The organism is Paenibacillus sp. JT22N12, assembly GCF_056269365.1.
Genome location: NZ_JBWDNU010000004.1, coordinates 76,395 through 96,677 on the forward strand (window position 1 = coordinate 76,395; position 20,283 = coordinate 96,677).

General features: G+C 49.8%; 17 protein-coding genes. All 17 read left to right on the forward strand.

Annotated elements, in window-relative coordinates; genetic code table 11:
• Positions 1-67 precede the first annotated feature (67 nt).
• The 17 genes from AC0YOA_RS16025 to speE all read left to right on the forward strand — a co-directional run bounded on the left by AC0YOA_RS16025 (position 68) and on the right by speE (position 20,239).
• Complete coding sequence (locus tag AC0YOA_RS16025; RefSeq protein ID WP_475787444.1) at positions 68-964, forward strand: carbohydrate ABC transporter permease; 897 nt, start codon at positions 68-70, stop codon at positions 962-964.
• A complete protein-coding gene (locus AC0YOA_RS16030; protein WP_475787445.1) occupies positions 957-1,817 on the forward strand; it encodes a carbohydrate ABC transporter permease in 861 nt (286 codons plus the stop codon). The genes AC0YOA_RS16025 and AC0YOA_RS16030 overlap by 8 nt, the downstream gene beginning before the upstream one ends.
• Complete coding sequence (locus AC0YOA_RS16035; RefSeq protein ID WP_475787446.1) at positions 1,817-2,224, forward strand: VOC family protein; 408 nt, start codon at positions 1,817-1,819, stop codon at positions 2,222-2,224. Before AC0YOA_RS16030 ends, AC0YOA_RS16035 begins: the two co-directional genes overlap by 1 nt.
• 71 nt (positions 2,225-2,295) lie before the next feature.
• Complete coding sequence (locus AC0YOA_RS16040; RefSeq protein ID WP_475787447.1) at positions 2,296-3,480, forward strand: MFS transporter; 1,185 nt, start codon at positions 2,296-2,298, stop codon at positions 3,478-3,480.
• A gap of 376 nt (positions 3,481-3,856) precedes the next feature.
• On the forward strand, positions 3,857-4,729 hold the full coding sequence (locus AC0YOA_RS16045) for a MurR/RpiR family transcriptional regulator (RefSeq protein WP_210045057.1): 873 nt from the start codon (positions 3,857-3,859) through the stop codon (positions 4,727-4,729).
• Positions 4,713-5,708, forward strand: a complete 996-nt coding sequence (locus tag AC0YOA_RS16050) for a serine hydrolase domain-containing protein (protein ID WP_475787448.1) — start codon at positions 4,713-4,715, stop codon at positions 5,706-5,708. Before AC0YOA_RS16045 ends, AC0YOA_RS16050 begins: the two co-directional genes overlap by 17 nt.
• A gap of 23 nt (positions 5,709-5,731) precedes the next feature.
• On the forward strand, positions 5,732-7,030 hold the full coding sequence (locus AC0YOA_RS16055; RefSeq protein WP_475787449.1) for an ABC transporter substrate-binding protein: 1,299 nt from the start codon (positions 5,732-5,734) through the stop codon (positions 7,028-7,030).
• A gap of 139 nt (positions 7,031-7,169) precedes the next feature.
• Positions 7,170-8,093, forward strand: a complete 924-nt coding sequence (locus AC0YOA_RS16060) for a carbohydrate ABC transporter permease (RefSeq protein ID WP_210045054.1) — start codon at positions 7,170-7,172, stop codon at positions 8,091-8,093.
• On the forward strand, positions 8,090-8,914 hold the full coding sequence (locus AC0YOA_RS16065; RefSeq protein WP_475787450.1) for a carbohydrate ABC transporter permease: 825 nt from the start codon (positions 8,090-8,092) through the stop codon (positions 8,912-8,914). The genes AC0YOA_RS16060 and AC0YOA_RS16065 overlap by 4 nt, the downstream gene beginning before the upstream one ends.
• A gap of 37 nt (positions 8,915-8,951) precedes the next feature.
• Positions 8,952-9,869 carry an N-acetylmuramic acid 6-phosphate etherase gene (gene murQ, locus AC0YOA_RS16070; protein WP_475787451.1) on the forward strand — a complete coding sequence of 306 codons (918 nt, stop codon included), beginning with the start codon at positions 8,952-8,954 and terminating at the stop codon, positions 9,867-9,869.
• A gap of 12 nt (positions 9,870-9,881) precedes the next feature.
• A complete protein-coding gene (locus AC0YOA_RS16075; RefSeq protein ID WP_475787452.1) occupies positions 9,882-10,805 on the forward strand; it encodes a BadF/BadG/BcrA/BcrD ATPase family protein in 924 nt (307 codons plus the stop codon).
• A 397-nt stretch (positions 10,806-11,202) separates the two neighbouring features.
• Positions 11,203-12,594 (forward strand): MATE family efflux transporter, encoded by a 1,392-nt coding sequence (locus AC0YOA_RS16080; protein ID WP_475787453.1) that lies wholly within the window; start codon positions 11,203-11,205, stop codon positions 12,592-12,594.
• A gap of 366 nt (positions 12,595-12,960) precedes the next feature.
• Positions 12,961-14,154, forward strand: a complete 1,194-nt coding sequence (locus tag AC0YOA_RS16085) for an ornithine--oxo-acid transaminase (protein WP_475787454.1) — start codon at positions 12,961-12,963, stop codon at positions 14,152-14,154.
• A gap of 106 nt (positions 14,155-14,260) precedes the next feature.
• On the forward strand, positions 14,261-15,961 hold the full coding sequence (locus AC0YOA_RS16090) for a sigma-54 interaction domain-containing protein (RefSeq protein WP_475787455.1): 1,701 nt from the start codon (positions 14,261-14,263) through the stop codon (positions 15,959-15,961).
• Positions 15,962-16,267: 306 nt separating this feature from the next.
• Positions 16,268-17,839 carry an L-glutamate gamma-semialdehyde dehydrogenase gene (gene pruA / locus AC0YOA_RS16095; protein ID WP_475787456.1) on the forward strand — a complete coding sequence of 524 codons (1,572 nt, stop codon included), beginning with the start codon at positions 16,268-16,270 and terminating at the stop codon, positions 17,837-17,839.
• A 243-nt stretch (positions 17,840-18,082) separates the two neighbouring features.
• Positions 18,083-19,339 carry a Rossmann-fold NAD(P)-binding domain-containing protein gene (locus AC0YOA_RS16100; protein ID WP_475787967.1) on the forward strand — a complete coding sequence of 419 codons (1,257 nt, stop codon included), beginning with the start codon at positions 18,083-18,085 and terminating at the stop codon, positions 19,337-19,339.
• A gap of 18 nt (positions 19,340-19,357) precedes the next feature.
• Positions 19,358-20,239: a polyamine aminopropyltransferase gene (gene speE / locus AC0YOA_RS16105; RefSeq protein ID WP_475787457.1), complete on the forward strand. Its 882-nt coding sequence runs from the start codon at positions 19,358-19,360 to the stop codon at positions 20,237-20,239.
• The last annotated feature ends 44 nt before the right edge of the window (positions 20,240-20,283 follow it).

Consider the following 20,283-nt stretch of genomic DNA (forward strand, 5'->3'; position numbering starts at 1 on the left):
GGATTTCCTTCCCTATCCTTCTCTTGGGATGGGGAAGCGGGGAGCTTGAATAGGGGAGAGGATCATTATGGGTTTCAGGCTCTCGAAACGAAAATGGAAGGAGACCGGCAAGGCTTATTTATTCATGGCTCCGGCTCTGATTCTGCTTGCCGTTTTCGTATTTTACCCAATCGTGTACAGCATACCATTGTCATTCTATGACTACTCCATCATCGGAGAGAAGAAATTCGTGGGCCTCGATAATTTCGAGAGAGCATTTCGCGATAGCGACTTTATCAAATCGTTATATAATTCAGCCATATTCGTATTGGTCGTTCCGCCGCTTCAAATTTTGTCGATTATCGTAGCCTCGATGGTTAACCGCAAAATAAAGGGAGTAAAGACGTTCCGGGTATTATTCTATCTCCCTGTCGTCACCTCCATGATGGCTGTAGGCATCATATGGAAGTTTATTTTGAATCCCGATGGCATCATTAATACGTTCCTGATCCATAATCATGTGATCGACGAACCCATCTATTTCCTGAACGATTCCCGTCTGGCGATGATTACGATTATGTTCGTTACCATCTGGCAGGGACTGGGTTACTATATGATGCTTTATTTGGCGGGACTGCAGTCGATCCCCGAGGATCTGGAGGAGGCGGCAACCATCGACGGGGCGAGCAAGCTCGTCAGCTTCATCCGGATCAAGGTTCCTTTGCTTAAGCCTTATATCTGGTTCTGTACGCTGACTTCCGTTATGGCGGCGGTTGGAGTGTTCGATGTGGTATTTGTTATGACTGGCGGCGGGCCTGACAAGGCGACGCTGGTGACCAATCTTTATTCTTACAACCAGGCGTTCCAGAATTTCGATTTCGGGTATTCCTCGGCGGTTGGTCTTGTTTTGGCGGTCGTTACATCCATCTTTAGCGCCATCGTGTTTGTGTACGGGAATAAAGGAGGTATGAGCCACAATGACTAACTCCACGACGGGCAAGCTGCAAAGCGGCAGGCGTGTAAGCCCATCATTCAAGGTCAGGGCGGGCAGCGCCGTTCTTTATCTCATTCTTATTCTGCTTGCGGTGCTGTGCGTAGGTCCGTTCCTGTGGCTGCTGAGCGCTTCGTTCAAGGTGAATGAGAATATTTACGAGCTGAATCTGTTCAGTCACATCACTCTCTCCAACTATACGGGCGTTATTACCTTTATGGGACTGCAAAAGTTTTTCTTCAACTCGGTCATTATCACGTTTGGCGGCATTTTCATTGATGTTGTTTGTTCCGCTTTATGCGCCTATGCGCTTGCCAAAATGGATTTCTACGGCAAGAAGATTGTGTTTACGGCACTCATCAGCGCCATGATTCTCCCCGCGGCGGCAGGACTTGTCGTCAACTATTTGACCATTTCAAGCCTGGGCATGCTGGGCACCTATATGGGTGTGATCCTGCCGGGAGGCGTGAGCGTATTCAGCATCATTCTGCTGCGGCAATCCTACCTGGGAGTGCCGCGTGAATTGATGGAGGCTTCCCGGATCGATGGGGCATCCGAGCTGCGGACCTGGGCAAGCGTTATGATTCCGGCGATCATGCCGTCCATCTCGACTGTCATTATCTTCGACTTTATTAACAAATGGAACGCGTTCCTGTGGCCAATGATCGTATTGGATGCCAAGCAGTATCCCATCGCGGCGGCGCTGCAGACGCTGAGCGGACAATTCAATTACAAATTTGGTTACGTGGCGGCGAGCACCTTTCTATCTATTGTTCCGGTCGTCATTATCTTTCTGATATTCCAGAAGTATTATCTCAATACGATTGCGGGAGCGATTAAATCCTAATGTATACGACAAATAAAAAGCTGGGCATTCATCATATTTGCCTGAAGACGCCGGATCTTGCCCGGACGGTGAAGTTCTATATGGAAGGTCTGGACGCCCGGTTTGTGGTGGAGTGGGGGAAGGATGGGGCTTCCGACCATGCTATTCTGGTTGATTTGGGGGATGGAGACTTTCTGGAGATATTCGAGTCGTCCGAGGATTTTGGAGAAGGCAAATGGCAGCATGTTGCCCTGCGAACCGAAGATATCGAGGAATCGGTGCGCAAAGCGGTGGAGGCCGGCGGCGTGGCCCGCTTTGCTCCGCAAGATGCCGACATTCATGCCCGTTCGGGCGAAATCGTCCGCATGCGGTTTTGCTTCGTTGATGCTCCTGGCGGGGAAGTGATCGAATTTATCCAGGACAAATAGTCCGGAGGCTGACGTCCGGCAATGCCGCGCTGTTTGCCCTCGAAGGCATTCTGGCGACGCTGTTCGTCCAGTTGGGCAACAATAACTCGAATCTGTTCGCGACCCGGATCGGAGCGACCGACTTTCAGATCAGCTTGGTTTCATCGCTTCCTCCGATTATGGGCATTCTCGTCCTTATTCCGAGCGCGCTCTTGATCGACCGGCTGGCTAACAAGCGGCCGGTGGTTATGTGGACCGCTTTTTTATTTGGACTCGTCTACTTTCTGATCGGACTGTCGCCGTTTATCGGGAATCACGCCATTATCATGTATTTATGCCTGCTGCCGCTGGCCAGTATTCCGCTCTCCATCTATATGTCCTCCTGGCAGGCCTACTTCTCGGATGTAATTCCAGAGGCAGGCAGAAACGCGGCCTATACGCTGAGAACCAAGCTGACCTTTGCGGTGGGGATTGTCGTTCCGCTGCTTGCGGGGTTTATTTTGTCCCAGGCGGCAGGGCAGCAGAAGATTCTCGTTCATCAAGCTTATTGCATGCTGTGCTTTCTCTTCGCCATTGGCCAGGTGCTCGTTCTTCGGCGAATTACCGGTGGGGATACAAGGCGGCAGGGTGTGCTGAAGTTCAAGGATTTCATGGATGCCTTCCGCAAGAGCCTTGCCAGTCGGCGGTTTATCGGTTTTCTGGTCGTGGCAGTCATTTTTCATATGGGTTGGCATTTGCAGTGGTCTTTATCTTTTCTGTCGCAAATCCGCTATCTTCAGGCTAACGAGGCTTGGTTGAGTTCGATCAACGTCGCCTCCGCGGCGGCCCAGTTTCTGTCGATCGGCTTGTGGAGCAGGCTGAATACGCGCAAAGGAATACGGTATACGCTTATTTACGGCATTGGTGGTTATATATTGGCTTCTGTTGCGATGATGCTGGCCTTGCAGCTGGACCCCGCGGTCGCGCGTCCTTTCTTCCTGATCGGCAATGCGATTGCCGGCTTTATCATTGGGGCCATGCAGTTGGCGCTGGTTCAGTGCCTGCTCGAAGCGATCCCGTCCGGCAACAGTACGATGAATATCTCCATCTATCATACGCTGATTATGCTAAGCAACGGTGTTATGCCGATTCTCGGCGTGAAAATATACGGAGCCCTGGGCTCGGATCGTCATGCGATGATACTCACCTTCGGTATTGCTTGTTCAGTGCTTCTGGCAGCCGCCGTGAGCGCATGGCTCAGGTGGCATCGGATGCGGTTTGTTCAAGCGCGGGCATAGGAGAAGAGAGTAGCTGGACAAGGTTATGCTTCGCTTCTTTTTGAGGCGGGGCGTTTTTTATTTGAATGACCCTTATACCCTTACGGAGTTGAAAAAATCAGAAGAGGCTATGACGGTTCCCCAGAAGGAGGATTGTCATAGCCTCTTCTGATTGCCACATATTAGTTGGTGCAGCTCATGTAACATTAAGGCTACTATTGTGTCAGATTAAATGTCAAAAAGGATAAACCTAACATGAAACGTGAAATAATATTTTATAAATCGATTGATATTTATGAAATAATCATTTATCATGTGATCAAGAGTTGTTACCGGTAAACAACGATTGTCATTTTTATCAATATTTAACACGCAGTTACTGAAAGTGGGGGTTTATATGCATGGTGGACTTGTAAGCATTAAGGAGGCTCTTCATTTGTTAAAGCCTCAGGAGCAGATAGTGGCCGATTTCATACTGGAGCATCCGGAACAAATCGTGAATCTCTCTGTTCAGAAGCTTGCAGAGCTTACGGGTGTCAGCGAGGCTACCATTGTCAGATTGTCACGTTCATTGCAATTCAAAGGGTTTCAGGATTTGAAAATGCGGATTGTGGCGGACCTGGCTCAAACCGCGCAGGCTTCAAAGGAAACAGATACTTATCAGGAAATTCAACCTAATAGCTCTGTATCCGCTTTAATTGACTCTATTTCACACAACAATGCCCAGTCCATTCAGGATACGCTGTCGGTACTGTCGGTCCAGGAAGTGGAGAAGGCTATAGAGTCCATCGGCAAGACGAGAAAAATTTGCATCTTCGGCGTTGGAGCATCAGCTGTAATTGCGCAGGATTTTATGCAAAAACTGACTCGTATCGACCGATGGTGCGAGGCTGCGTATGATTTTAACTCGCAGGCGACTTTGGCGGCAAATTTGAGGGCGGGGGATGTGGCGTTCGGTATCTCGTATTCGGGGCAGACGGAAGATATTATCGGCTCGCTCTCGATTGCACGGCAGAACGGAGCTACGATTATTACGCTAACCAAGTTCGGCAGCAATCCCGTATCTGATCTGGCGGATGTCCGGCTGTTTACCAGTTCATTAGAGAAGAGCATACGAAGCGGAGCGATGGCGTCTCGAATTACGCAATTAAATGTCATCGATATCCTGTTTGTGGGGATCGCTCAGCTGCAGTATGACGAAACGGTAGAATTGCTGGAGAGAACGAGAAAAGCGGTGAGCCGCTCTAAGCGCAATGGAAACAATAAATAAATTAATCAACCGGTGGGTTCAGGACAACCGGATTCCAGGCGCTGTACTGGATATCCGGTTCAAGGGCAGGCAGCGGGTTCAGGCTTCTTATGGAAGCGCTGAATTAACGACACTGTACGATGTGGCTTCGCTAACGAAAGTAGTCGTTACCCTGCCGGCTGTTATGAACCTGCTCCAAGCATCAAAGCTGTCGCTGAGTGATCCGGTACAGAAGTATATTCCGGAGTTCCGGCATGAGAAGGTTACAATCGGCCACTGTCTGCAGCATACTTCAGGGCTGCCTTCATCGCTGCCGGGTTACCGGGAGCGGTATGCCGCAAGAGATGTCAGGCAGGAAATTTTGTCTCAAGCACTTGATTTTGAACCAGGCGAACGTGTGCAATACAGCGATCTCGGAATGATACTCGCCGGATGGATGATCTCTCGCATATCCGGAAAAAGCCTGGATGTATTTGCAAAAGACGAAATATTCAAAAAATTAGGCATGGCTGATAGCTGCTTTAATCCGCCAGCGGCCTGGAAGGATCGGATTGCTCCAACGGAATGGGACGGCAGCAAGTACATCGCAGGTGAAGTGCATGATGAAACTTGTTATCGTCTCGGGGGAGTATCCGGAAGCGCAGGGTTATTCTCGTCAGCCGGGGATTTATCGCTTTATGCCCAGTGCTGGCTTTATCCTGAACGCTATTCGTTATTAACCAGGGGTTGGGTAGAATCTTGTACGAAATCTCCATTTGAGGGGCGGGGCATTGGCTGGCAGGTCCATGACGGCCGGGATTCGACGCTTGCTTGCGGACCGGGCTGGCCGATCGGGAGCTTCGGGCACACGGGTTTTACCGGAACCAGCCTTTGGATTGATCCTGTTCGGGAGATTACCGTTGTATTTCTTACAAATGCGGTTCATTACGGCAGGGATAATCCAATTAAACAGCTGAGACCCATCCTTCATGAAGCAGTAATGGCCTCATTAATAGATTAGGTAGCGGGAGAGGAAGCATGAAGATGAAACATTTATTTAGCCTGATAACCCTATTATTCATTACCACGTCTGTTGTTCTATCCGGTTGCGGCAGCAGCAATAACGCAAATAGCCCATCGTCCGAGAATTCTGCGGCAACTTCGGGATCATCCAATGGCGAAAAAGTGAAGCTGACCATGGGAAGCTGGCGAACAGAAGACAAGGCTGTTTATGAGAAAGTATTTGCGGAATTCAACAAACAGAATCCGAATATTGAAATTGAATTCGCTCCAACGAAAAGCACGGAATACAATACGGTGTTGAGCACTGCCTTGCAAACCGGCGAAGGTCCGGACATCATTCATCTGCGTCCATATGCGGCCGGAACATCGCTCGGCGATTCCGGTTTCATTGAGCCGATAAACGGCCTTCCTGGCCTGGATGCGTTCCCGGCTGATGTACTGACGGCATCTACGGGGAAAGACGGCAATATCTATGGTGTGCCCATGGCGCTAAACACAGTCGCAATTATGTACAACAAGAAGATCTTTAAAGACAATAGCGTTGAAGTGCCGACAACTTGGGATGATCTGATTAAGGTTTCCCAAACCCTGAAGGACAAGAAAGTAATTCCGTTCGGCTTCGGCGGGAAGGATGGCTGGATTCTCTCGATTACACAAGGTGTAATGGGTCCTGCAGGATATGGCGGTAACGACTTTACAAGCAAGCTGCTCAAAGGCGAGAAGAAATTTACGGATCCGGAATATGTGCAATCCCTGCAGCTAATGAAAGACTTGACCCCGTTTTTCCCTGATAAATTCATGGGTATAAGCTACGAGGATATGAGAACCCTGTTCGTAACGGAGCAGGCAGCTATGTATATTATGGGTGATTTTGACGTAGCGGTAATCCAATCGATGAATCCTGATCTGGAATTAGGGGTGTTTCCGGTTCCTCCCAAAGCGGCCGGCGGTAAACCAACCGTATCGACTTATGTAGATGGCTCCTATGCGGTCAATGCGAAATCAAAGCATAAAGAGGAAGCGAAAAAATTCCTCGAATTTGCAACAAGCAGCGAATTTGGCAATTTGTTCGCAAATGAAATGAAACGCGTGAGTCCGATTCCCGGGGTAACTGCCGATGATCCGATCATCGCCCAGTTCGCTGAATATGCCGGTACAATTTCGACTCCGTATTTGATGGTTACAAATTTCAACAGCGGCAACCCGACAACCAAGGTTACGCTTGAGAATTCTATGCAGGCCTTATATCTGAATAAGTTGAATGCAGAGCAAGTAGCGGAAGAGCTTCAGAAGAACGCGGATACCTGGTTTAAACCGTAAACCGGACCATCTGATTCGACATTGACGGCAAGCCCCGGAAGATAAAGTCCCGACATGTGGGGATATAAGTCCGCTGGCGGTGCTTACTTTTCGGGGCTGCCGCTTGTTCTATTCATGTTAGCGAGGTGTAAGCTTTTCTATGGCCGACAAACCGAAACGACTTCAACGAAACAGATGGTCCATTCATCTGTTCCCGATTCCAGCCCTCGCCATTTATTTGCTGTTCATTATTTATCCTATATGCGCAGCGTTCTCGTACAGCTTGTATGACTGGAAAGGCATTCAGCGGCTTGGTTTTATCGGACTTCAGAACTTTAAAAACTTATTTACGCTTGAGCCTTTCAATACGATGTTTTGGAATGCGATTGAACATAATGTCATCTATTTTGTCGTACAGATGGTTGTCCAGAACGGTATTGCCTTCCTTCTTGCCTATCTTGTGTTTCAGAAGATTAAAGGCTCGGGCTTTCTCAAAGTGGCTTATTTTCTGCCAAGGCTGTTATCCGTCATTGTGGTGGGGTTTTTATGGAAATTGATTTTAAATCCGACATATGGAACGGTTAACGTTCTTCTTGATAAATTGGGTTTGGATTCATGGACAATGGCCTGGCTGGGCGATCCGGGCACCGCTCTGCTCTCGATTATTTTCGTAAACTCCTGGTTCGGAGTCGGGTTGTCTCTGCTTATTTTTCTGGCGGGCCTGCAATCGATTCCTGTCGAGGTGATGGAAGCGTCCCGTCTGGACGGCGTCAGAGGACTCAAAATGATTCGCACCATCGTTCTTCCTTTGATGATTCAGCCCATTATTATGATTACGGTGCTTACCTTTATTCAATCCTTCGAGGCCTTTGAGCTTATCTATGCGATGCAGGGCTCGATGGGAGAACCGTACTATTCAACCGATACAATGGCTGTGTTCTTCTACCGTACGGCATTCGGGGGCTCATCCAGCGACTCGGTTGCTATCGGACTTGGTTCAGCGCTTGCTGTTGTCATGTTCGCAATTATTTCTATTATTTCAGCCGCTTTCCTGGCTCTGACAAGGAAGGTGAACCAGGTATGAGACCAAGCGTATCGCTTCGAGTTGTACAGTACGGAATCGGCTATCTGTTTGCTTTCCTGAGTCTGTATCCGGTGTTTCTTATGGTTTCCTCCTCATTAAAGACTACTATTGAGATATTCAAGAAACCTTTGGCATTTCCCGGGAAGCTGTCTTTTGCCGCTTATGCGAATCTGCTTGACCAGCTTCCATTCGGCAGGTTTTTATGGAACAGTATTTTCGTTTCGGGAATCAGTGTCCTTATTATTCTGATTTCATGCTCGTTGGCCTCCTATTATATTGCGCGAACGTTGTTTAAATGGAACGGGGCGCTAATGTTTATTTTTCTGCTGGGCATGATGATTCCCATCAAATTAGGAATTGTACCTTTATTTTTATTGATGCGGGATATCGGCTTCATCGATTCATCCTGGTCGCTCATCTCGATTTACAGCGCTATGGGAATTCCGCTTGGCGTTATGATTCTAACGGGATTCTTCCGAACGCTGCCCAGGGAGCTGGAGGAAGCGGCCAAGATCGATGGTTGTACCGATATGCAAATTCTGGGGCGTATTATCCTGCCGTTAATGCGTCCGGCACTGGGCACCGTCATGATAATTAATTTTGTAACCGCCTGGAATGATTTCTTCTTCCCGCTCATCTTTATCCAAAGTGAGATCAAGAAGACGATTCCTGTGGGAATGATGTCCCTGTTCGGTGAATATGCTTCCGATTGGAGCACTTTATTCGCAGGGCTTACGCTTGCTTCGCTGCCGATGATTGTCATATTCATCATTGCATCCAAGCAATTCATGGACGGGATGACGGCTGGTGCGGTCAAGTAAACACAACGACAGGGAAAGACTACAGGAGGAATGTTTTATGGACACATTGCAGCATCTTGTGACCGAGCAGCGCAATGAACGAACGCTTGACTTAAGCGAACTAAGCATCAAAGAGATTATTCATATCATGAATGATGAAGATGGCAAGGTTGCTGAAGCGGTTCGGCAAGCACTGCCTGAGATAGAGGCCGTTATCGCCAAGATTGTGAAGGCTTTGGAGCAGGGCGGCAGACTGGTCTATATTGGAGCCGGAACAAGCGGGAGATTGGGCGTACTTGACGCTTCCGAGATTCCGCCTACCTTTGGCGTCGATCCTCAAACCGTTGAGGCGTTGATTGCCGGCGGAGAAGGGGCATTCGTGACTGCCGTCGAAGGGGCCGAGGACGATGAGCATCAAGGCGCGCTTGATTTAGAGAGCAGACAATTGAATGCAAAAGATATTCTGGTCGGATTGGCCGCGAGCGGGAGAACGCCCTATGTCAAAGGTGCCTTGCAATATGCCAGGCAAATTGGTGCGTTTACCGCAGCGGTGGCCTGCAACAAGAATTCAATCCTGGGCAAGTATGCGGATATAGCCATTGAAGTGGAGGTCGGGCCTGAGGTCCTGACCGGCTCCACGCGGCTCAAGGCGGCAACCGCTCAGAAAATGATTCTTAATATGCTGACGACGACATCGATGATCAAAAGAGGCAAGGTTTATCAGAATTTAATGATTGATCTTCATGTGAGCAACCAGAAGCTGCAAGAGAGGGCGCGCAATATCTTGATGCAGGCAACAGGCGCAACGGCCGAAGAGGCGGAGCGCAAGCTGCTTGATGCCGGCAATCATGTGAAGACCGCAATCGTGATGATAGAAACGGGTTTAAGCAAGTCGGAGGCGTCTCGGTATCTTGAGGAGGCGAATGGCTTTGTCACCAAAGCAATTGCAGGAGCCCGGTCGGCGCAGGGCAGGTAGGTGGATGGACAAATGAAATACGTCATTGGAATTGATGGCGGAGGGACCAAGAGCATTTTGCATATGATGGATTTGGACGGCAATCAGCTGTTTGAGCTGCAGGGCGGGCCGACTAATATATATGCGACCAGCGTGGAAGAGGTTGAGCGGGAGCTGAGCGAGCTGCTTGACCATACGGCGGAGATCTCGGGACGGAGTATAGCTGATTGTGCCGCGCTTTGTCTTGGCAGTGCCGGTGTCGACCGCCCCTATGAGAAGCAGGTATTGAGCGGCGTGTTTGAAAAATGTGGGGTGACGGGCAGTCTTACCATTACTCATGACGCAGAGGCTGTGCTTGTTGCCGGAAGCGGGAAGCAAGAGGGAATCACGCTCGTATCAGGAACGGGATCGTTTGGATTCGCCCGGGATTTGAGCGGCAACCGCGCGCGTGCCGGCGGCTGGGGGCATCTGATCGGAGATGAAGGCGGCGGCTATGACATTGGCATTAATGCCATTAAAGCAGCTATCCGCAGCTATGATGGCCGTGAGGCTCCGACCCTGCTGCTCCCGATGATTATGAAGGAGATTGGCATCGAGCGGCCAGAGCTGTTCCTTCAATATGTGTATAAGACCGCAGGCAAGCCGCAGATTGCCTCGTTGGCCAAAGTTGTGTCCGAGGCTCATCTGGCGGGGGACGGCAGGGCGAAGCGGATTTTGGATGATGCGGTGAACGAGCTTTATTTGATGTCGGCAACACTCATTCATACGCTCCATTTTAAGAATCGGGACATAACGCTTGTGGCAAACGGGAGTGTTTTCACTCATATTCATTATGTGTATGAGAGGCTTGCGGAGCTCGTCCAGGCGGAGTTTCCCCGGATCACGGTCCTTAAGCCTGCCCGCAATGCGGCCTATGGGGCGGCGCTGATTGCCCTGCAATCGCTGCAGAAGTGCTAGGTTAGACATGGTATCGAATATAAACGGTGAAAAAACGGAGTCCTGTGATAGTGCAGCTCCGTTTTTTGCTGTGTATATATGAGCTGGCAGGCTGGGGTCAGGATGCTGTCCTACAGCTATTCAAGAAACGGGCCGTATTTCATTTCCAAAAGAGGAGCATATTTTACGTTGACAGACTTCTCACCCAGTGATAGCATCTATCAGAGGAAAAAGCGTGCGAGGGTCACGCATCGATATTTATATCATTCCTGCATATTGCCTAAAAGCGCAGCTCTTCTACGTGAAGGGTTTTTTTAAATATAAGCACGTATCACGAGGGAAGAAAGTGCAAAGCGGCCCAGAACGGGCACGGGCGCCAGCAAGCTTCTTCTTAATCCAACAAAAAGAATGTGATGAGTTGAATCAAGCCCAATTGAAAATCCGGACGCAGGGCTTCCTGGAGAAGCATTTGTCCGGAGAATCAATCGATTATCGTCAAATTATTGCCCTTTTCATTCCGATTCTGATTGATCAGGCCTTCATCGTATCTCTGAGCCTGGTGAATACCGCTATGATCAGCTCGTCAGGCGTGGCGGCGATCAGCGCGGTCAATATGATTGATTCGCTCAATATGTTTCTGATCGGGGTCTTCGTCGCCGTATCGACCGGAGGAACGGTTGTGGTTGCGCAGTATAAAGGAAACGGCAATGATTTGATGGTTTCCAAAGCTGCAGCCAGCTCCGTGTCCTCGGTTTCGTTGTTGGCCTTGACCATCAGTCTGTTTATCATCGTGTTTCACCATCCGGTTCTGAATCTGCTGTTCGGAGCGGCTTCAGAGGATGTATTCGCCAATGCCAAGGTTTATCTGGTCGGAAGCAGTATGTCCTATGTTGGAATTGCCATCGTGGAGGCGGTCTGCGGCGCGCTCAGGGGGATCGGGAAGAGCAGGGCTTCGCTGGGCCTTTCCTTGTTCATGAACTTAACTTACGTGCTGCTCAACATTGTTTTTATCAACTTCCTGCATATGGGTGTGCATGGAATGGTCATTGCGGTGAACATTGCCCGTTATCTGGCCGCAGTCTGCGCGATCCTCTTCTTGTTGAAGATGAGCACCACCCTGCACATTCAAATTCGGGATATGCTTCATGTGAATGCGGTCATGCTCAAGAGGATCCTGTTCGTCGGTCTTCCCTTTGCGGCGGAGCAGATGTTTTTCAATGGCGGAAAAATTTTAACCCAGGTATTCACTGTCGGTCTCGGCACTTTCGCCATCGCGACCAATGCCATCAGCGCTTCATTCGCCGGCTTGTCCCAAATTCCCTCCAATGCCTTGACCATTACGCTGATCACAGTGGTCGGTCAATGCATGGGGAGACGCAATATCGAGGACGCCCGCAAATTTACAAAATCGTTCCTCTGGCTGTCGTCTTTTGCCTTTATCCTGATGGGTTTAATCATTCTCCCCTTGTTTGGGCCGCTTGTCAGTTTGTTTCATCCGCCTGCCGAGATCGTGGACGATATCTTTACGATCGTGCTGATCAATATCATTGCCCAAATCCCGCTCTGGTCGATCAGCTTCATCATGCCGTCAGCGCTTCGGGCAGCAGGCGACTCAAGATTCACATCTATCGTCGCCATGCTGTCCATGTGGTTGTTCCGGATTGTGCTCGGTTATATTCTGGGCATTGTGCTGGACTTTGGAATTATCGGCATCTGGCTTGCTATGAACTGTGAATGGGGAGTGCGCGGTTCCATCTTCCTGTGGCGGTTTGCCGGGAAGAAGTGGTATCAGCACCGGTTGATCGACTGAGCCTCTCTCTTCATTATAAGAAGATAAAGTCCAGCTGAACGCTGGCGTCCATAACAAGCAGATGCCCGCTGTCCTGGCATAGTTCTTGGGGATTGCATCAAATGTACGCTGCCGCCGATTGATCGAAAGGGATGCCGAACAGGCGTCCCTTTTTTTGCAGCTTATAGAGTTTATAAGCTTCACTCCTATACTTGTTCTATAAAGTCTAAGGGAAGAAACCAACGGGGCCTTCAGAGGGCGGCGGAGCCGGTTCTTCTTGCTTATTATTCTGTCTCAAGTCTTTATTTTACACATATAGTAAGACGGAAGAGGTAAGCAAGCAGGGCGTGCACATAAATTCAATACGGTAAGGAAGAGGGGACGACAATGAAACAGGTCAGGGACACAATCTCCATTACGGAGCGTCTTGGAGCTCATAATTATCATCCGCTGCCAATCGTCATTGCCGAAGCGGAGGGCGTATGGGTCGAGGATCAGCAAGGGCGGCGGTATATGGATATGCTGAGCGGCTACTCCGCGCTGAATCAGGGACACAGGCATCCGCGGATTATCGAAGCTTTGAAGCGTCAGGCTGATCTCGTTACATTAACGTCGCGTGCCTTCTATAATGAGCCGCTGGCAGAGCTGATGGAGCTGGTGACAGAGCTGACCGGCAAAAATACGATGCTGCCGATGAACACGGGAGTGGAGGCGGTTGAGACTGCCGTCAAGGCAGCCCGCCGCTGGGGATACCGGGTGAAGGGGATTCCTGATAACCAGGCGGAAATTATCGTGTGCGAGGGCAACTTCCACGGACGTACGCTCGCCGCCACTTCGTTCTCCTCGGAGCCTGCATATCGCGAGCACTTCGGTCCGTTCCTTCCCGGCTTCAAGATCATTCCTTACGGGGATCTGGAGGCGCTTGAGAAGGCGATCACGCCGAATACGGCTGCGTTTCTGGTCGAGCCCATCCAAGGGGAAGCGGGGATCGTTATTCCGCCGGACGGCTATTTGCGGGGAGCGGCAGTGCTGTGCCGGGAGCGGGGCGTACTATTGATGGCCGACGAGATCCAGACAGGCTTCGGCCGCACCGGCAAGCGGTTCGCATGCGATTGGGAAGAGGTCGTTCCCGACGTTTACATCTTGGGCAAAGCTCTCGGAGGAGGCGTGTTCCCGGTATCGGCCGTTGCTGCGGACAGCAGCATCCTCGGCGTATTCGAGCCGGGCTCGCACGGCTCGACCTTCGGCGGCAATCCGCTTGCCAGCGCGGTTGCGGTTGCGGCACTGCGGGTAACGGAGGAAGAGCAGCTGGCGGATAGATCCTTGTCGCTCGGTGCAGATCTGCTTGCAAAGCTGAGACAGCTTCACCACCCCGACATCATCGATATCCGAGGCAGGGGCTTGTTCGTTGCGATTGAGACAGCCGGACCTGCGCGTCCCTATTGCGAGAGGCTGAAGCAGGCCGGGCTGCTGTGCAAGGAGACGCATGAGAAGGTTATCCGTCTCGCGCCTCCGCTTGTGATTTCGGAGGCTGATTTGCAATGGGCGGTGGAACGCATACGGCATGTTTTCGCTTCTTAAGGATTAGAGTTGCGGGATGGTTTCTTCAAGCATATCGGGTTGGAATTGATTTCCCTTCTGTGATAAGTTAATAAAGAGAGTCACGAAGGAAAGGATACTATCGAACATGTTCAATTTTGAACAGTTGTATATTGATTCGTCTTTTGTCCTGATCGAGAAGGAGATCTCCTTGACGGAAGTGCAGGTGCTGCTGGAACAAAACCGTTTTGTCGTCTTTATAGATAAGCTCGCGTATGTTGTAGCCGACAGTGAATCCGTACTGCTGGAACTATCGGATCCAAAGATGCAGCTGCGGGAATGGATCAAATTCACGAAATCTCCCGGATCGCCCATTTGTCCGTTGAATCGCCTTATGGAACTGGAACTGACTTCGGACAGGCCTGTCCTGATAGGAGAAAATCCGTCGGAGATTCGGGGCGTGACAACTGCCCGCAGGATCGCAGAATGCCTGATAGATGAGAAGCGGCGGTTAACCTCTTATTTTATCGCATTGGTCGAGACGGTCAATGAAGCTGTAACGGCAGTTGACCAAAAAGGAAAAGTGATCTATTGGAATCAGGCGGCAGAACAGGTTTACGGGATTCGCAAGGAAACGATCATCGGCAGGAAGATCGGCGAGCATTTTGACCAGGAGTCGATTATGCTCCAACGGGTATTGGATGAGGGGCGCCCCGTCCGGCAGGTTTATCATCAGCCGACCCCCGATACCCATGTGCTGATCAGCGCTTCCCCTATCATGGAAAACGGCAGGATCATTGGCGGTATCGCCACGGAACAGGACATTACCCGGATTGTCCGTTTGAACGAAGAGCTTTATTCCGCTGTTCCCGCAATGGTTGAGCAGGACCGGTCTTTTGCCGCCATTATCGGTTCGGGGATTATGTTTAAACGCGTTTTGGAGCTTGCGAAGAAATTCACCCGCGTTCATACGCCCGTTCTTTTGACAGGCGAAGCGGGATCTGGCAAAGAAATGCTGGCGCAGGCGATCCATGACGGAGCAGGGGGGAAGGACGCTTCCTTCCTTACGATTCATTGCGGAGCGCTTCCGGGAGGACTTCTGGAAACCGAATTGTTCGGTTATCAGGGAGGAGCGTTTACCAGTCAAGGCGACCAAGGGAAAGCGGGCAAGCTCGAACTGGCGGCGGGAGGTACCCTCCTGCTGAAGGATATCGACAAGATGCCGCCTCACATGCAGCTGAAGCTGCTGCAATTTATAAAAAGCGGCTCCTTCCTCCGGATCGGCGGGGAGGAAGCCGTTCGAGCGGATACCCGAATCATTGCGACGGCATCCGCCTCCTTGCAATCCCGGATGGAGGAGGGTTATTTTCTGGAGGAGCTGTATTATAAATTAAATGTGATGGGGATTGAAATGCCGCCCCTGCGTGAACGAATGGAGGACATTCCCGAGCTTGTCCAAGCGTTCTTGCGGGAATTTTCATTGCAGTACAATAAACTTATTCCCAAACCCGACAAGGATGTCATGACTGCGCTGATGAATTACGATTGGCCCGGAAACATAAGGGAACTGCGCAATGTCGTAGAACGAATTGTTGTACTCGGCGATGGCGGCGCCATATCGATAGAACATCTACCTCAAGGTTTGGTCTCGGAGCTCCAGCACGATAACGGCAGGATTGAAGAGGGAGATATTTTCCTGAAAGCGAGACTGACCGATCAGGAAGAGAATGCGATCATTTACGAAGCGCTGCACAAGGCTTACGGGAATAAAAGCGCAGCCGCCAAGCTGCTTGGTATTTCCAGAGGAACGCTTTATAACAAAATGAAGGAATACGGAATCAAGTTTTGAATGTAAGCTTGTGCTTGTTCCGGCAAAGAAGCCTGCCCCAAAAAGGGGGCAGGCTTCTTTGCGCTTGGCAGGGCATAGACTAAAGGATGGAAGTCTAATTATGCCGCGGAAAGACAGCATAGCGGCCGCGGTTTTATAGAAAGCGGTCAAACAAACTCATATACAAATATTGTATGACAATGTACAATAAAGATACAAAAGTGTTCAATATAGGACATATACTGAACAGTCTATAGTCGGACGGCATAATCTGATTTATCCTAATCATTTTGTTTGTACAATCCTCAAAAATAGGAGCGTGGGAAGATGAAAAACAGCATGAGTACTTCTTTTGTCAACGAACCGTTTACCGATTTCTCATTAGAGGAGAATCACCGTGCGATGAAAGCCGCCCTGGACAAAGTCAGGGGGCAGCTGGGCGGCGAATATCCGCTGTTCATCGGTGCCGAAAAGGTGATGACAGCAGAAAAAAACATCTCGATAAATCCGGGCAATCTGGATGAGGTCATCGGGCATGTGAGCAAAGCTTCGGTGGAATTGGTCGAGCGTGCTATGAACGCTGCGGTTGCGGCGTTCGAAAGCTGGAAAAAGACGCCTGCCGTCGAGCGTGCGCAATACCTTTTTGACGCAGCGGATTTAATGCGCCTGAGAAAACATGAATTTTCGGCTTTAATGGTATTGGAGGCGGGGAAGAACTGGCCGGAAGCCGATGCCGATACGGCGGAAGCCATCGATTTTCTGGATTTTTACGCAAGAGAAATGATTCGCTTGAGTGAAATCAATACGCTTCGGCCCTTGACGAAGCTCAGCGGGGAAACAAACAGGTTAACGTATATTCCGCTGGGGGTCGGCGCCATTATCCCTCCATGGAACTTTCCTTTGGCCATCCTGGCAGGGATGACATCCGCGGCAGTCGTATGCGGCAACACCGTCCTGCTGAAACCGGCAAGTCCTACCGCGGTTATTGCGCACAAGTTTGTGGCTTTAATGGAAGAGGTCGGATTGCCTGCGGGCGTCATCAATTTCGTTCCGGGCAGCGGGGCGGAAGTGGGCGATTATATCACCTCTCATCCGCAAACGCGATTCATTAATTTTACGGGCTCCAAGGAAGTTGGCTTGCGAATCAATCATATTGCTTCGGGGACGGCAGAAGGTCAAATCTGGATTAAACGCGTCGTAGCCGAGCTGGGCGGGAAGGACGGTATCGTTGTGGATGAGACGGCGGATTTGGATCAAGCCGCCTCCGCTATCGTCGCTTCGGCTTTCGGCTTCCAGGGACAGAAATGTTCGGCAGGCTCGCGCGCCATCGTCGTCAAATCCGTTTATGATCAAGTTTTGGAGAAAGTAGCCGATTTGACGAGAAAGCTGCAAATCGGGCTTCCGGAAGAGAATTACCCCGCAGGTCCGGTTATCGACCGCAAATCCTATGACAAGATTTTGGAATATATTGAAATCGGCAAGCAAGAAGGGCGGCTGGTCGTCGGCGGAGAAAAGGCGGAAGGCAACGGATTCTATATTCAACCGACCGTGTTCGCGGACGTCAAATCCGAAGCGCGTATCATGCAGGAGGAGATATTCGGTCCCGTTCTGGCGATTGCGGCAGCGGAGGATTGGAAAGAAGCGATCAACATGTATAACGATACGGAATACGGTTTGACAGGCTCTTTCTTTTCACGCGAAGAGCAGAGGATTTCCTGTGCGCTTGAAGAAATGCATTGCGGAAATTTGTATATCAACCGCAAATGCACGGGCGCTTTGGTAGGCGTTCACCCGTTCGGCGGCTTTAACATGTCGGGAACGGATTCCAAGGCGGGCGGCTATGATTATTTGCTTCAATTTACTCAGTCCAAACTGACATCCAGAAAAAACGAAGCTTAAATTCATCGGGTCTCCGGTGCGCCGAGACGAGTATGTGCGAAATGGCTATTATATTATTTTTATCTTCCCGGAACCATTAGCAAAGAAAGGCTGTTCTCCAGTGTTCGCAAGAACGCCGTGAGGGCAGCCTTTTTCATGGGGATATGGTTGTATCCCGGCGGGCCACAAAAATAAATTCATGAAATGGGTATTGGATTAGATCGACTTCTATTAAACAGGAATATCTTGGTTTAAAAGGAGTTGATAGATTTGGAGAAATTAACTCTCAGCTTGCTTGGCAGCGCCGGAGGTGTGGCCAAATCCATTCTTGCTATATTGGACAAATCGTTTCAGGACGCCGATGATCCCATCCACTCGTTTATCGGCAGTGTTCATATTCATTTGATCGATCTGAAGCAAAAGGAAATGGAGTACTACGAGCAATTCATTCCTCATCTGAAACACGCGGTTACCCTGCATCAGTTCGATTTGAAGGATTTGAGTCTGTTCCGTCAGCATTTGATCCAGACGAAGACGACGCTCGTCGTTGATATTTCCTGGGCAGACACAGTCGAAATGCTGGATTGCTGCAATGAAATGGGCATTCGATATATCAACACCGCGCTTGAAAATACAATGGTGGACGATAGCGAAGAGCTTGAAGGATTTACACTGTTGGAGCGGTATCGTATTTTTCAGGACAATAGAGAGCGTTTCACCAATACGAAGGCGATCATCGGCTCCGGAATGAATCCCGGCGTGGTGCAGTGGATGGCCCTCGAGATGATGAAACAGAATCCTGGCGAAGTGCCTCTCGGCTGCTATATCGTTGAGCATGACAACTCGTTCTTTAGCGATTTGACTCAGGTGAAGAAGAAGACGGTTTATACCACATGGTCCCCCGAATGTTTTTTGGATGAGGCGATATTGAACTATCCGATGTTTATGAAGCAGCATATGCCCCTTATTCTCTATAACGCTGTTTACGAGCTGGAGTTTAAAGTGGCGCTTGGAAGCAAGCAGTTTTACGGCTGTTTGATGCCGCATGAAGAGGTGATCACGCTTGGGAAAGCCTATGACATGGAGGTTGGCTTTATTTACCGGGTGAATGACCACACGACGGACCTGATCCGTGCCAATCTCGACAATGCGAACGATTTATGGAATTGGAACCATAAGGTGCTGGACCCTTTGGATGCCGCGCTGGAGGGTGAGGATCTGGTAGGCGTGCTGCTTGTTTATAAGGATAAGGAACAATACATGTACAATGTCATGAGCAATGCCGGCATTTTTTCCGAATACAAGACTAATGCCACTTATTTTCAGGTAGCATGCGGGATTTATGGGGCCATATCCGCGATGCTGCTTGATGATATTCCTGATGGTGTTTATTTTGTGGACGAACTGCTGCATCAAACAGATACCGGATATGGCACATACCTTTCGTATTATATGAAGGACTTTGTTACGGGTGAAAACAACGGATCGGACGGGCTTTTGCTGGATCGCATGAAAAAATGAGAGGGGTGAGATGAAAGAATGACGAATCATAAGTATTCGCTGACCGGCTATCACAAAGAAGAGAATGAGGAGCTGTGGTTATGGGACGATCTTCCCGAGCTCGATATGGAAATCGGATATAAAGTCGGATCGCTGCTCCACTATGAGCATTCCCCGTTTCAAGAAATCAGTATCGTCGAGACGAAGGCATTCGGACGTATGCTCGTTCTGGACGGGACCCCACAGGTTACCGCCAAAGACGGGTTTATCTATAACGAAATGATTACGCATATCGCGATGGCCGCTCATCCTAAACCCCAAAAAGTGGCCATGATTGGAGGCGGAGATTGCGGGCCGGCCCGCGAAGCGCTGAAGTATGAAAGTGTGCAGCAGATCGATGTGGTCGAAATTGACCCGAGAGTGATTGAAGTCTGCCGGACATGGATGACAAAAGAGACTGACCAGGAGCGGGAAGGGCTTATTCGAACGGTATTAAAGGACGGATATAAGTGGATTCAGGAGCAAAAAAATATGTATGACGTGCTTCTGGTGGACAGATCGGACCCCTATGGCCCGGCAGTCAGTCTATACAAGCCGCAATTTTATCAATATGTTTATGACAGCTTGACTGATGACGGGATTGCCGTATTTCAGTCCGGTTCTCCCTACTATTCGGGGATTCTAAAGAAGACAAGCAGCAGTCTGAAGAAGCTGTTCCCCATCGTGCACACGTATATCTGCTCGATCCCCTCGTTTCCCGGCGGAATTTGGAGCTTCACGATCGCTTCAAAAAAATGGGATCCCCTGGAGGCGGATTTGAGCGGGCTGCAGTGGCAGGATGCGAAATATATAAATCCTGAGATTTTCCAGGCGTCCTTTGCATTGCCCCAATATATAAAAAGTGCATTGGAAGAAAAATGAAAAGTCGGCTCTTCCATGAAGGAATAAACAAAGCCAGCCTGACT